This is a genomic window from Shinella sp. OV683, from assembly GCF_057787725.1.
Genome location: NZ_CM173543.1, coordinates 1,643,102 through 1,656,924 on the forward strand (window position 1 = coordinate 1,643,102; position 13,823 = coordinate 1,656,924).

The 13,823-nt window shown below is 60.7% G+C and carries 10 protein-coding genes; 4 read left to right on the forward strand and 6 right to left on the reverse strand.

All coding sequences use genetic code 11. The features are described from left to right. Positions 1 to 915, forward strand: coding sequence for a hydroxymethylglutaryl-CoA lyase (locus ACXHRN_RS07875; protein ID WP_488640766.1), 915 nt, complete (start codon positions 1 to 3; stop codon positions 913 to 915). Between the two features lies 1 nt (position 916). Then, a complete protein-coding gene (locus ACXHRN_RS07880; protein WP_488640767.1) occupies positions 917 to 1,717 on the forward strand; it encodes an enoyl-CoA hydratase-related protein in 801 nt (266 codons plus the stop codon). Positions 1,718 to 1,766: 49 nt separating this feature from the next. Here ACXHRN_RS07880 and ACXHRN_RS07885 read toward each other — a convergent pair whose 3' ends face one another. Next, positions 1,767 to 2,672 carry a ketopantoate reductase family protein gene (locus ACXHRN_RS07885; protein WP_488640768.1) on the reverse strand — a complete coding sequence of 302 codons (906 nt, stop codon included), beginning with the start codon at positions 2,670 to 2,672 and terminating at the stop codon, positions 1,767 to 1,769. A 221-nt stretch (positions 2,673 to 2,893) separates the two neighbouring features. Here ACXHRN_RS07885 and ACXHRN_RS07890 point away from each other — a divergent pair, with 221 nt between their 5' ends. After that, positions 2,894 to 7,696, forward strand: a complete 4,803-nt coding sequence (locus ACXHRN_RS07890) for an NAD-glutamate dehydrogenase (protein ID WP_488640769.1) — start codon at positions 2,894 to 2,896, stop codon at positions 7,694 to 7,696. A gap of 181 nt (positions 7,697 to 7,877) precedes the next feature. Further along, positions 7,878 to 8,093, forward strand: a complete 216-nt coding sequence (locus tag ACXHRN_RS07895) for a hypothetical protein (protein WP_488640770.1) — start codon at positions 7,878 to 7,880, stop codon at positions 8,091 to 8,093. Between the two features lie 24 nt (positions 8,094 to 8,117). Here ACXHRN_RS07895 and ACXHRN_RS07900 read toward each other — a convergent pair whose 3' ends face one another. From ACXHRN_RS07900 to ACXHRN_RS07920, 5 genes are all read right to left on the reverse strand, one after another. Then, positions 8,118 to 9,170: a C45 family autoproteolytic acyltransferase/hydrolase gene (locus ACXHRN_RS07900; RefSeq protein ID WP_488640771.1), complete on the reverse strand. Its 1,053-nt coding sequence runs from the start codon at positions 9,168 to 9,170 to the stop codon at positions 8,118 to 8,120. Between the two features lie 445 nt (positions 9,171 to 9,615). Continuing rightward, positions 9,616 to 9,957, reverse strand: a complete 342-nt coding sequence (locus ACXHRN_RS07905) for a hypothetical protein (protein WP_488640772.1) — start codon at positions 9,955 to 9,957, stop codon at positions 9,616 to 9,618. Next, positions 9,918 to 10,514 carry a GNAT family N-acetyltransferase gene (locus ACXHRN_RS07910; RefSeq protein ID WP_488640773.1) on the reverse strand — a complete coding sequence of 199 codons (597 nt, stop codon included), beginning with the start codon at positions 10,512 to 10,514 and terminating at the stop codon, positions 9,918 to 9,920. The genes ACXHRN_RS07905 and ACXHRN_RS07910 overlap by 40 nt, the downstream gene beginning before the upstream one ends. 112 nt (positions 10,515 to 10,626) lie before the next feature. Next, positions 10,627 to 11,706, reverse strand: a complete 1,080-nt coding sequence (locus tag ACXHRN_RS07915; protein WP_488640774.1) for an ABC transporter ATP-binding protein — start codon at positions 11,704 to 11,706, stop codon at positions 10,627 to 10,629. Next, positions 11,706 to 13,814, reverse strand: coding sequence for an ADP-ribosylglycohydrolase family protein (locus ACXHRN_RS07920; RefSeq protein WP_488640775.1), 2,109 nt, complete (start codon positions 13,812 to 13,814; stop codon positions 11,706 to 11,708). Before ACXHRN_RS07920 ends, ACXHRN_RS07915 begins: the two co-directional genes overlap by 1 nt. Positions 13,815 to 13,823: the final 9 nt, after the last annotated feature.

The window sequence follows — 13,823 nt, forward strand, 5'->3', positions numbered from 1 at the left end:
ATGGTCCTTCCAGAAAAGGTCAAGCTGGTCGAGGTTGGTCCACGCGACGGACTGCAGAACGAAAGCGCAGAAGTCGATCTGGCGACCAAGGTCGAATTGGTGGAGCGCCTTGCCGCCACCGGCTTGCCTGTGGTCGAGGCCGGCTCTTTCGTTTCGGCAAGACGGGTGCCGCAGATGGCGGATTCAGCTCAGGTTCTTTCCGGAATCTCGCGGCGCCCCGGTACATCCTATCCAGTATTGGTGCCGAACCTGACGGGGCTTGAAGCGGCGGTCGCTGCCGGAGCCGAGGAGATCGCCATTTTCGTCTCGGCATCGGAAGGCTTTAGCCAGAAAAACATCGCATGCTCTCGCATCGAAAGCATCGCTCGGCTTACGGTTGTGGTTGATCTTGCAAGTGCGCGCGGAATGAAGATTCGCGGCTATATCTCCTGCATCGCAGGCTGCCCCTATGAAGGGGACGTGCCAGCAGCCGAGGTTGTGGCGATGGCCGAGGAGCTTGTCGCGATGGGCTGCTATGAGATCTCGCTTGGGGATACGATCGGCGTTGGCACGGCGTCGCAAGTCCGAGGTATCATCGACCATGTTGCCGCCGCCGTTGCCCGTGACAGGATCGCGATGCATTTCCATGATACCTATGGCCAGGGCGTTGCCAATGTCCATGCCAGTCTCATGGAGGGGATATCGGTGTTTGACAGCTCTGTCGCGGGGCTCGGCGGGTGCCCGTTTGCGCCCGGCGCGCGTGGCAATGTCGCGACCGAGGATGTGCTCTATCTGCTGCACGGCCTTGGTATTGAAACAGGGGTTGATCTCACGGCTGTTGTGGAAACGGGCGGCTGGATCAGCGCCCGGCTCAATCGTCCGAATGCGTCGCGGGCAGGACGTGCACTGCTGGCGAAGAGAGATGCGGGAGTTTGACATGGCTGATGAACTACTCTCCCAACGGCGCGGTGACGTGCTCTGGCTGACGCTCAATCGGCCCGAGATTCACAACGCGCTGAACGCGGCGATGACAGAGGCGCTTGTTGCGGCATTCGAGGATGCATCAAAGGACGACTCGCTGCGGGCCGTGGTGGTGACGGGTTCCGGTGAGCGAACTTTCTGCTCGGGGGCCGACCTCAAGGAGAGTGCCGGCGGCATGTTCCGGTCGGCGGATGGTTCGAACCCGATCGGCAATGTGCTGCGCGCCATCCAGAATTGCCGCAAGCTGGTGATAGCCCGCGTCAACGGTTCGGCGCTGGCCGGCGGGCTTGGCCTCGTCGCGGCCTGCGACCTTGCCTATGCCGTCGATCATGCAAAATTCGGCCTGCCGGAAGTGCGCGTCGGGCTCTTTCCGATGATGGTCACGACCCTGATCATGAACCAAATGCCACGACGGCGATTTCAGGAGATGGTCTATCTCGGCGATCCGATAGATGCGGCCGAAGCCCGGCAGTATGGGCTGATCAACGCTATGGTTCCGGCAAACCGCCTTGACCGCTCAATCGAAGATGTGCTTGCCCGGCTTATGCTCAATTCTCCGACTGCGATATCGGCGGGAAAGAAGGCGATTGTCGACATGCAAGGCATGGCGCAGCCTGAGATGCTGGCTTATGCGGAACGCATGATCGCCGCATTGGGCGACAGCCAGGATGCCAGAGAAGGGCGCGCGGCCTTCGCCGAGAAACGAAAGCCACGATGGGCAGGGACGTGGGCAGGTGGCCCGGCGCCAGGGCAATGATGTCGATGTGGGTTGATTGCACCGAGCAGCGACTCACATACGTCGCGTATTAGTCAGGTATGCCGAAGCGCTTTGATTCCAGTAGCTTGACCATCACATGAAGCGCCCGGTTTGCCGGGGTGGGAATTCCGAACTCTCGCCCCTTCCTCACGACGTAGCCATTGAGATAGTCGATCTCGGTCGGCTTCTGCTGCATCATGTCCTGGGCAGTGGAGGAAAACTGGTTCGGCATTGCCCGGGCGATGCCAAAGATCGTTTCAAAGTCAGGATCGGGAACGGCCACGCCACATGCCCTTGCGACGGCAACGCATTCGAGGACAACGTCGGTCATCACTTCGCTTACGCCGTCGACCTTCGTCATCGGGCCATATGGCACCTGCGAAACAGCCGAGAGAGCGTTGTAGGCGCAGTTTATGATCAGTTTTCCCCAGAGAGCCTCTCGAACGTGGTCGGATACGGTCGTTGGAATGCCGGCCGCCGCGAATGTCTTGGCAACGTTGGCACTCTGCGAGAAAGGGCCAATGACGATGTCGCCACGACCGTTGTGCTTGACGTGACCCGGGCCAACCATCTCGGTCGCAACATAAACGACCGCGGGGATAACGGGCCGCTTGAGCACGATTTCCAGCCGCTCCGCATTGTCAACGCCGTTCTGAAACGTCAACACGACAGCCTCTGGCTTGAGGTGGGGAGCAAGTGCATAGCCTGCCTTTTGCGTGTCGGTAGACTTCACCGAAAACAGCACGATGTCAGCGTCTGCCAGGGCGGAAGTGTCGGTCGAGGCAATCACTTGCACGCGGTCGCCAGTCCCGCCCATATCCAATCGCAAGCCGTCGGTGGCGACGCGATCGACAAAGGCCTGTCGCCCTACGAGAGTGACACGATGCCCAGCCCGTGCGAGCAGTGCTCCGTAGTAGCATCCGACCGCGCCGGCTCCCATTACGCCAATGTTCACTGATCTGGCTCCCGAATATGAGATTCAACACTAGCAAACTGCTGCCGCACGCGGAAATAATTTCTGCATTTAGGCGGTTGTTGCTGATGGGCTAGCGATTCTGTCCCCTTCGTCATTGGAGCGCAAAGCGCTAATTGTCGAATTATGATTTGAGAAGTGGCTGTCGTCACGATCTGCTTGTATCGTGGCCAAAAAGAACACGCCAATCGGAGGAGCGACCAATGGCTGAAAGACTTGATCCCAAGCGGGAAAAGAAGTTCGAAGTTGCACGAGAAATTGCCGCAGCGACCGGCCAACGCTACCTCGACCCGACAGTTCTCTTCAACAGGGCCAGCGACGACGATCTTAAGCTCTACACCCCGGACATGCTGGCCCACTCGGCCATGCATTCCGCTAGCGAACTGGCCAAATGGAAAGGCAAGGCGCCCCATGTCAGTATCTCCGCGCTGGCCAATGTCGAGCCGGGCGGAGTGGCTGTCTCGGTGCTTTCCGTGACTGACCACAACATGCCCTTCCTCTACGAATCGGTCATGGGCGAAGTGACGAGCAGCTATCGCGATCTCTCCATGGCAGTTCATCCAATCCTGGTGTTGGAGGATGGCAAGCCTCCGGAACTCTATTCCGCCGAACGTCGCGGTGCTGAGGCAAATCGCGTCAGCCACATCCAGATTCATCTCGCTCCATTGTCGACAGAGCAATCTGCCGACCTGCTGAAGCGTTTGAAATCGGTGCTGGAACAGGTGTGGCTTACCGTCTCCGACTGGAAGCCGATGCTTGCCAAGGTGGACACCGTTATCGAGGAGTTGTCGGCCTATAGCGCCAGTCGCAAGAAGGCCGATCGCGACGAGGCGATCGCCTTCCTCAGCTGGCTGCGCAACGAGAATTTCACTTTCCTCGGCATGCGGGAATACATCTATTCCGGCAAGGGATTGGATGCCAAAGTCGAGCGCGACAAGGGCGCCGGGCTCGGCATCCTGTCGGATCCGGACGTCCGCGTCTTGCGAACGGGCAAGGATGCCGTGACCACCTCGCCGGAAATCCTCGCCTTTCTCGATGGCCCCGATTTTCTGATCGTTACCAAGGCCAACGTCAAATCGGTCGTGCATCGTCGTGCCTATATGGATTACGTCGGCGTCAAGCGCTTCGACGACAAGGGCAATGTTACTGGCGAGCTGCGCATCGTCGGACTTTTCACTTCGACGGCCTATACGGCGGCCGCTGACGAGATTCCGTTGCTGCGTTCCAAGGTCGAGCGGGTCAAGGCCCATTTCGGCTTCGATCCCATGAGCCATTCGGGCCGCATGTTGGCCAACACGCTGGAATCCTACCCGCGCGACGACCTCTTCCAGATCGACACCACTTTGCTCGCCGGCTTCGCGGAGCAGATCAATGATCTGGCTGACCGGCCGCGGGTGCGGGTGCTGCCGCGCATCGACCACTTCGATCGTTTCGTCTCGGTCATCGTCTACGTGCCGCGCGAGGAATACGATTCCATCGTCCGCGAGAAGATCGGCACCTATCTGAAGACGGTCTATGACGGCCGCGTCTCCGCCTATTATCCGGCCTTTCCCGAGGGCGGGGTTGCGCGCGTGCATTTCATCATCGGCCGTTCCGGCGGGGAGACACCACGCATTTCCCAGGCGAAGCTTGAAGACACGATCCGCGGCATCACCGCGCGCTGGGACGAGCGTTTCCAGGCCCTGTCTGGATACAAGGCGCCGGCCATCGGCGTTTCCAATGCCTTTCAGGATTCCTTCACGCCGGAAGAAACGGTATCCGATCTCGCCAATATCCTCGCCTGCGCCAACGGCGAACCGATCCGCATCAAATTCTATTATCGTCAGGAAGAGCAGGGCCCGGCGCTGTCACTGAAGATCTTCCATGCCGGCGGCCAGCTGGCACTGTCACGTCGCGTGCCGCTGCTGGAAAATCTTGGCTTCAACGTCGTCAGCGAGCGAACATTCGATATCGAAGTGCCGGCGGGCGCGAGTGCGACGAGGCTCGTCGTGCTGCATGACATGACGATCGAAGTCCGCAGCGGTGGCGCAATCGATCTCGGACGTTACGGTGCGGCATTGGAGGAGGCCTTCGTCGCTGCCTTCAACGGCACGATCGACAATGACAGCTTCAACCGGCTGATCCTGTCCGCAGGACTCTCGGCACGCGAAACCAACGTTCTTCGCGCTTACGCACGCTATCTCCGGCAGGCCGGCATCGCCTATTCGCAGGACTACATCGCAACGACGCTGGATAAATATCCCGATATCGCCGCCGCCATGTTCCGTCTCTTTCACGGTGCGCTGGACATCAAGCTCACAGAAGGGGCCCGCCTCAAGACGCTCGGCGAGCTACACGCGACGATCGAAACTGCACTTGCCGGTGTGCCGAGCCTCGATGACGATCGCATCCTTCGCCGATACGTCAATGTCATCGACGCGACGCTGCGCACCAACTACTTCCAGCGCAATCCGGATGGTTCGCCGAAGGCAATGCTTGCCTTCAAGCTCGATCCGAAGCTGGTTGACGGGCTGCCGGAACCACGACCGTTCCGCGAGATCTTTGTTTATGGCGTTGAGGTTGAAGGTGTACATTTGCGCTTCGGCAAGGTGGCCCGCGGCGGCCTGCGCTGGTCGGATCGTGCCGAGGATTACAGGACGGAAGTGCTGGGCCTCGTGAAGGCGCAGCAGGTGAAGAATGCCGTGATTGTGCCGGTCGGCGCCAAGGGCGGCTTCTATCCGAAGAAGCTCCCGGTCGGCGGCAGCCGCGACGAGATCTTCAATACCGGCCGCGAAGCCTACAAGACCTATATCCGCACGCTGCTGTCGATCACCGACAACATCTCGGGCGTCGACATCGTGCCGCCGAACGATACTGTCAGACTTGACGGCGACGATCCCTATTTCGTCGTCGCAGCCGACAAGGGAACGGCAACCTTCTCCGACACGGCCAATGCGCTCGCGCAGGAAGCAGGTTTCTGGCTGGACGATGCGTTCGCCTCCGGCGGCTCAGCGGGCTACGACCACAAGAAGATGGGCATCACCGCCCGCGGCGCCTGGGAAACCGTCAAGCGTCATTTCCGCGAGATGGATACCGATATCCAGACCACGCCGTTCACGGTGGCCGGTGTCGGCGACATGTCCGGCGATGTCTTCGGCAACGGCATGCTGCTTTCGCCGAAAATCCGGCTCGTCGCCGCTTTTGACCACCGCGACATCTTCATCGACCCCGATCCGGATATGGAAAAGACACTCGCCGAGCGGCAGCGGCTGTTCAACCTTGCCCGGTCCAGCTGGCAGGATTTCGACAAGAGCATTCTGTCGAAGGGCGCGATGATCATTTCGCGCGCCTCGAAATCCGTGACGCTGACACAGGAGGCAGCGTCGGCGATCGGGATAGACAAGACGGTGGCGACGCCGTTCGAGATCATTACCGCCATCCTCAGGAGCCCGGTGGATCTGCTCTGGTTCGGTGGCATCGGTACCTATGTCAAATCGGTTTCGGAAACGGACACCGATGTCGGCGACCGCGCCAACGATCCGATCCGTATCACCGCTGACGAGGTGCGCGCCAAGGTGATCGGCGAGGGGGCCAACCTTGGGGTCACGCAGAGGGGGCGCATCGCCTATGGCCTGAAGGGCGGTCGCTGCAATTCCGATGCGATCGACAATTCCGCCGGCGTCAATACCTCCGACGTCGAGGTCAACATCAAGATTGCGCTGGCCGCTGCCATGCATGACGGACGGCTGACGCGGGCAAAGCGCGACCAGCTTCTGCCGTCGATGACCGAGGAGGTGGCAGCACTCGTCCTGCGCAACAACTATCTGCAATCGCTGGCGATTTCTCTGGTCGAGCGCAAGGGTACGGCAAACGGACTGGAGCTGGCACGCTTCATGACCGTGCTCGAAGGCGCCAAGCTCTTGAACCGCAAGGTCGAGACACTGCCGGACGACAGCACCCTTTCCGAACGCTACGCCGCCGGAAAGCCGCTCACGCGTGCGGAGATCGGCGTCCTGCTGTCCTATGCCAAGATCGTGCTGTTCGATGCACTGGTGGCAAGTCCATTGCCAGACGATCCCTATTTCGCTGCGACCCTTGCCCAATACTTTCCGGCGAAGATGCAGAAATCGAACGAGGCCGACATCGCCAGCCACCGCCTGAAGCGCGAAATTGTCGCCACCATCCTTGCCAATGAGGCAATCAATCGTGGTGGCCCGGCTTTCACCGTCAGCATGATGGACGCGACCGCGGCCTCGGCACCAGACGTGGTGTGCGCCTCGATCGTTGCCCGCGACGGCTTCGACCTGACGCGTCTCTGGACTGAGACGGACGCGCTGGATGGCACGATTTCCGGCGAGATGCAGAACCGCATCTATGAGGAAATCGGCCAGATCTTCACCGTGCTGACCCGTCTGCTCTTGAAGACCGATATGATGAAGGGAGATATGTCTGATGTTGTCAGCCGGATCCAGGTCGCTTTCAAGAAGCTGAAGCCGATCTTCGCCACCCAGTTACCGCCGGAGATTACCGCACGGCAGACCGAATATGAGCACGCGGGAGTGCCGGAGAAACTGGCCGCGGAGATTGCCGGTCTCCTGAGCCTCGCATTGGTGCCGGAGATCATGCAGATTGCCGATCGTACGGGCGAACCGCTGACCCGCGCCGCCGAAAGCTACTTCGCCGTGTCGCAGACTTTCCGGGTCGGGCGTCTTCTCGTCGCAGGCAGCAAAATCGTCACCTCGGACCACTATGAAAATCTCGCACTTGCCCGCAGCATCGACCAGATCGCCAGTTGCCGGCGCGACATCGTCATTGCCGCACTCACCAACCACGGCAAGGAGAAGCTGCCGGTACGGGCCTGGCACGCTGAAGATCGTGTCCGCATCAACCGCATTGCCGAAGAGCTTTCGGGCCTCAGCGACAGCGGCGACTTGAACCTTGCGCGCATGACGGTTGCCGCTGGTCTGCTGACCGATCTTGCGCGCGACATGGCGAGAAAGGGATTGGATATTCACCCGGCGCGTTGAGGTGATGAGCCACGCGTAGCGGCGCCCGATCGCTACGCAACGGCTTGAAGGGACTGGTCGATTGCACTAGACCGCGATAACAGACGGCAAGGATAGCGGAACCTGTAGTACGGCTGGAAGGGCTGACCTAGTCAGCCCTTCCAGCCAGTCCATGGGCCGTCAGCGGATACTGGAGCAAACGATGGACCAAACTCTCTTCAGCAACCTGTGCAAGACCGGTAAGTTCAAGGATGCGCTCAACCTCGCCGTCAATGGCCGCGAGGCCGACAAATATGCGCCCAGCCGCTTCTCGATCGACAAGAAAACCGGGTTGCCAATCTTCTACCGCGGCAACAAGCGCGTCGAGCCGGATGCGACAGGTGAGTGGCAACTGGCCAAGAACACCAAGCATTCCTGACGCCGAAACATATCGTTGGCGCGTTCAATGTGCGGAGGGACCACCTTTCAGCACCTTGAGCTCACCGTTTTTCACATCGAGGATGACGGTGGATAGGGTCGCATAGGCGGTTGTCGGATCATCGCCCGGCTCGGGATGGCAGGACACCGCGCCTTCGCCCCCTTCGAGACTCTTCATGACCGCAAGCACATCGTCGGTGGTCGGTCGCGCGAAGGTGCCCAGCCGGCGGCGGAGCAGATCATGGCGTAGCAGCGTATCGGGAAAGCTCTTGGGTTCGGTGTCGTGCGCGGCAGGACCGGGGGCCAGGAAATGATTGGTATGGATGATGAAGCCGGCTGCGTCGGGGAGGATGAAGCTCGGTCCGCCGGGATGCAGTTCGACCGACATCGCCTTGCCGATCTTGTGCTCATAGGCGACGACGTTGATCGAGCTCGATGCCGAGACCACTGCGCTCGCGAGCAACTGGCCGGCACGGTAAATGTCCCTGGCAGTGTCGAGCGTCCAGCGCGCAGCAACATGCACCGGCACGCCGATGCCGGCGCCATCGGCTGTGTGGTGCAGGATGGTGAAAAGCAGCCCAAGGCCGCGGGTGTTGAGGCCGGATTTTCCGACGATGCCATATTCGGTCATCGTCTTGGTCATGCTGCCATCGGCGAGCGGAATTTCCCAGACCAGCCACGAATCGTGAAAAGTCTGGAACCAGTCCCACGTCTGCACGGCGACGGGTGCGTCGAGTTCCGGCGGCAGGTGGATGACGGCGGAGCATTCGCCACGCGTGCCGGCGCCGATCGCGCCGAGAATCTCGGTGCGGGCATTGAGTGCGCCGATCAGCGCCGGCTCGACCTCAGCACCTTCGGCGATGCCGAGCATTTCTTCGTAGAGGGCAGGGGCGAAGCCAGCCGTTGCCTTCAGCGCCTCGCGACCAGCGGCGGCAACATCATAGCTACCCCCCGACAGCCGATCGAACATCGCCCGATAGGTGCGGACATTGTTCTGTACCTTAGCCGAAAAAATTGAGCCGAATTCTCGCCCGCGCTCGCGCGGATCGTGCGTGGTCGATCGAAAAACCGTCGTCATAGCATTGGTCCTGAAATGATTTAGGGAAGGATTGGTCGAATCGCGTCGCGCCCGCGGCAGAATGTGCCTGGGATGCACCCGACTTGATCCAGTCCCGAAGGGATTGGCAGCCCGCCATGGGCCAACATACAAAGCTGGCGGGTGTCATTCAAGTTCGGATCGCATGAAGCGTCAGTTCACATAGGTGCTGTGTGCGCGCCAGCGTGCCCCTGAGCAGGTTCATCGCCGCCTACCGTGGTTTCGGCACCCGTGTTGGAAATGGCACAAGCATCGATCGCGGCGCTTCTCGGCGAAATCTCCGGCAGGACGCCGCCGAGGGCAATCGCGAGGTCTTCGCCCCGACCTTGATCGTCCGCGAATCCTGCGCGCCCTACGCCGCAAACCCGGTCGATCCAACTCATGTGTAAGTCTGCAGATGTTGTATTTCTAGTGTTGTGCTCCGGCGTCAGTGCCTGTGATCAACACCTTGTTGATTGTTCGGCTTCCTGATGAAGAAGGCCGCGACCACAGCGCCGAGCGAAATGATCGCCCCGCACAGAAATGCAGCCTTGATGCCGTCGGTCGTCGCCGCGAGTATGGTCGCGCCACCAGCGGATGCGCTCGTCGCCTTCAAGGTCATGATCGCCACGAACAACGCCGTGCCGGCAGCGCCAGCGACTTGCTGCGTGGTGCCGATCATCGCACTGCCGTGCGAGTAGAGGTTTGGCGGCAGTGATCCCAGACTGACGGTAAATAGCGGCGTGAACATCAATGCGAGGCCGATGCTGAGAGCGATATGCGCGGCCATGAAAGCTTCAGATCGCGCGCCTTCTGCCAGTCCTGTTTGCTCAAGCTGAAACATGCCCATTCGGTGGGTGTCCCCGAAAGATCCAGCGTTGCGTCATAGACGTGGATCGCGCCGAGCTTTGCCGTGGCCTTTTGCGAGCGGATGTTGGTGGGGCCGATATGGAACCACACGGTCTGGAATGTCTCGAAGGCATGATCGAGCATCAGGCACTTCAACTCGAAATTCGTGACCCCGCCCCAATGCGCATGGTTGAGGAAGGTAAAGCCGATCGAGATGTCATTGGGCTGGTCGGGCGCTTTGTAGTAGCGGGAACATCCAATGATCTTCCCGGTCTCACGTTCGGTGATTGCGAGTGTGGCGTTGTTCACCAGGTAATCGAAATAGCCCTGGAAGACTTCCTTCTTATAACGATCCTTGGCGGGGTGCCCGGCCCAGGTTTCCGGGTCGCCTGCGGCGGCATAGAGGCCGTCGAAATCCTCGGCCAGCAATGGCCTGAGAACAAGGGTCTTCCCGGTCAGATGGGGCTGGGTGTCGAAGGCGTTCTGCGTTGTTGTCATGACCTAATACTGGCATATCGTGCCGATCAATAGCAATGTCGCGTGGGTCGGGTAAATGCGCGATCCACATATCGGCGGGATGGCCACGCACCGCATGGCCATCACCCTATGATCAGGCGCGGGCGACGAGTCTCTTGCCGTGGGCATCGAACAGGCAGACGCGATCCATCTGTGGCGTCAGGGACAACATCTGGTCGGGCTCGACGTTCACCCGGTCGCGGAACACAGCGACCAGGGTTTGATCGCCCGCTGACATCATCACCTGTATTTCGGGGCCGAGCGGTTCGACAACGATCACTTTCGCGGCGATGCCTTGACCCGGCGCCGCTATGCCGAGATGTTCAGGCCGAACGCCATAGATGCCGGATGCTCCAGGTGATTGCCGGATGCCTGCCGGGACGGGAAGCCAGACATCCTCGCTGATCCTGAAGATCGGTGCGCCTTCCCTGGTCTCGAATGTTCCGTTCAGCAGGTTCATGGATGGCGAGCCGATGAAGCCGGCAACGAATACGCTTTGCGGATTGTCATAGAGTTCGAGCGGCGCGCCGATCTGCTCGATCCGGCCCTCGTTCATCACGACGATCCGGTCGGCCATGGTCATGGCCTCGACCTGGTCGTGGGTGACGTAGACCGTGGTAGTCGTGAGGCGGCGATGCAGGCTCTTGATCTCTGCGCGCATGGCGCCGCGCAATTTTGCGTCGAGATTGCTGAGCGGCTCGTCGAACAGGAACACTTTGGGATCGCGCACGATCGAGCGTCCCATGGCGACGCGCTGGCGCTGGCCACCGGAGAGCTGGCGCGGATATCGCTCCAGCAGCGGCGTGAGGCCAAGGATCTGCGCCGCATCGGAGACGCGTCTGGCCTTTTCCGCTTTCGGCGCGCCGGCAAGCGTCATCGAGAAGGCCATGTTTTCGGCCACTGTCATATGCGGATAGAGCGCATAATTCTGGAACACCATCGAGATGTCGCGTTGCTTGGGGGGCAGGTCGTTGACGACCCGCCCGCCGATGCTGATCGTACCGCCGGAAATATCCTCCAAGCCTGCGATCATGCGCAGCAGCGTCGATTTTCCGCAGCCGGATGGACCAACGAGGACGACGAACTCGCCGTCCGTGATGTCGACCGAGACGCCATGCAGCACCTCGACCGCACCATAGGCCTTGCGGGCCTTGTCGATGTTGACGGTCGCCATCAGACGGCCCCGATCCGGATTTCGTTGGCAGAGAGGGCGCCTTCATGCACCAGAAGGCCGATGCCACCGTCGTTCAAGGCTTCGGGGCTGCTGTCGTCCACCGACAGCGAGATGCCATCGGCTTCAAAGGTGATCGTGTCGCCCTGAGCTGCTACCCGCATCGAGATCGGCTTTTCGAACTCGGTCTTGAATGCGGTTTCGGCCAGGACTTTCGTGTCCTCGTCGCGGACGCGCACGATCTGCATCTTGCCGTCGCGTGTAACGAGGCCGCCGTAGTAGCGACGCAAGCCTTGTGCCCGCACGGCCATGCCGCCGTAGTTTCCGAGATGCATCATCACATCGCCGGATGCCTGATAGTCGGTCCACTGGCGTGTGCCATGGATGATGATGCCTTCACCGCTGTTCTGTGCGATGCGGAACGCCTGCGGAAAGCGCTTGGAGAAGAAGCTCGCACCGTTGACCCAGGACATCCGCCAGAAGTCACCGTCGCCGGCCGGACGCTTCAACGTGAAGGCAGGTGCACCATCCCAACGCAGGTAGTCGAGCACCAACTTGCCGTCGGCACGCTTGCCGGTACTGGAAATGGCCAGGCCGATTTCGGCAATAGGCTGGCCGCCGGCATCGGGCAGTGTCCATTCGAGCACGGCCTCCTTGCCGGCCTCGATCTTTACGGGCGCGCTTTCGATATCAGTGAGTTGGTCCCGCTCGTCATAGATGCGGGCGCGCAGCTTTACTTCGACTATGCCCTTGTTGGCGGCGGCAGCGATCACACGAGCCTTGACGACCTGTCCGGGATAGACCAGCGGCGTCGCCATCAGGTCATAGGTGCGCATGTCGAGCATTTCGCGCGGCGAAAATGTCGGGCTGGTGACGGCGGCGATCTGTGCTGGTCCGAGTGCTTCGTAGGTGATGGACAGCGCCTGGCTGCCTTCGAACTCTACGCTGCCAACGCGGACCGCCTGGCTTACGTCCAGCCCAGTCTGCGGGCGGAAGCCTTGCTGGCTGCCGGGCAGGGAGAAGTGGAATTGTGCACCATCCTTTGGCGCGTCCAGCTTCTGGCCGCCGGCGAGTTCGAGGCCGAGATTGGTGAGGTAATAGGCCTGCCGCACGGCGTCGTTGATCGAGTTGCCGCCATCGGCCGAGGAGATCAGCATCCGGTCGGCAATCGGGCCGCGCCAGTCCGGACCTTCGTCCAGTCCTTCAAGGCCGTTCATTATGCCAAGCAGGCAGCCGACATTGCCGGCGTTGCAATCGGTATCCCAGCCCGATGTGTTGACGATCATCTGCGCCTTCTGGAAATCATGTGGTGCGTAAAGTACGGCCATGACCATCAGCGCGTGGTTGGGCACGACATGGCAGTTGCCGGGATATTTGTCGTAGCCATAGTCGTCCTGGATCTTCTGGCGGGTGTCGCGCCAGTCCGGGTTTGCCTTGTGCCAGGCGCGGACATCGGCAATCAGCTTGGCGATCAGGCTGTCGCGGGGAATCTGCGCAAGACCGGTATCGATGAGGTGGTCGATATCAGCGGAGCCAAACGCCTCGGCCTCCATCGCTGCCCACAGCATTGCAGCGTAGACGGATTCACCGTCGTGGCTGACCTTGCCGGCCTGTTCGGCGAGCTTGGCGGCGAGTTCCGGCTGGCGGGGAGCGACCATGGCCCAACCGTCGATGAAAATCTGCGCGCCGATCTGCTCGGCCACGGCCTGGCCGTTGGTGGCGATCGAGCCGGAAGCCGGGGCCGGGACACCCTTCTTGAGGTTCAGCCACGCAGTATGCTCCGTCGAATTGCCATTGCCGCCCCACCAGAGGATGGCGCGTTCCTCGACGATGTAGTTGAGCCAGGCCTTGCCGATCTCTTCGGCGGAGAGGTTGGCCTTGACGCCATAATCCTCGAGCGCGCGGACGAACGTGAAGGTACCGGCAACGTCGTCGTCAGTGACCACCAGCGGCTGGTTGAGGCGCTCGTGCACGTAGTATTCGATCGGGCCGAGCTCTTCCATGATCTTCTGGTAGGTCCAGCCTTCGAAAGGCCGGCCGAGATAGACGCCCACCAGTTTGCCGAGGACGCCGGCATAGACACGTTCGAGATAGTCGTTGGGAAGCTGCATTTGATGATA

Excerpts from the sequence above, each read along its gene's own strand:
- ACXHRN_RS07890 (WP_488640769.1), top strand. The coding sequence starts at position 2,894 with ATGGCTGAAAGACTTGATCCCAAGCGGGAAAAGAAGTTCGAAGTTGCA.
- ACXHRN_RS07910 (WP_488640773.1), bottom strand. The coding sequence starts at position 10,514 with ATGACAACAACGCAGAACGCCTTCGACACCCAGCCCCATCTGACCGGG.
- ACXHRN_RS07895 (WP_488640770.1), top strand. The coding sequence starts at position 7,878 with ATGGACCAAACTCTCTTCAGCAACCTGTGCAAGACCGGTAAGTTCAAG.
- ACXHRN_RS07915 (WP_488640774.1), bottom strand. The coding sequence starts at position 11,706 with ATGGCGACCGTCAACATCGACAAGGCCCGCAAGGCCTATGGTGCGGTC.
- ACXHRN_RS07920 (WP_488640775.1), bottom strand. The coding sequence starts at position 13,814 with ATGCAGCTTCCCAACGACTATCTCGAACGTGTCTATGCCGGCGTCCTC.
- ACXHRN_RS07880 (WP_488640767.1), top strand. The coding sequence starts at position 917 with ATGGCTGATGAACTACTCTCCCAACGGCGCGGTGACGTGCTCTGGCTG.
- ACXHRN_RS07875 (WP_488640766.1), top strand. The coding sequence starts at position 1 with ATGGTCCTTCCAGAAAAGGTCAAGCTGGTCGAGGTTGGTCCACGCGAC.
- ACXHRN_RS07900 (WP_488640771.1), bottom strand. The coding sequence starts at position 9,170 with ATGACGACGGTTTTTCGATCGACCACGCACGATCCGCGCGAGCGCGGG.
- ACXHRN_RS07905 (WP_488640772.1), bottom strand. The coding sequence starts at position 9,957 with ATGGCCGCGCATATCGCTCTCAGCATCGGCCTCGCATTGATGTTCACG.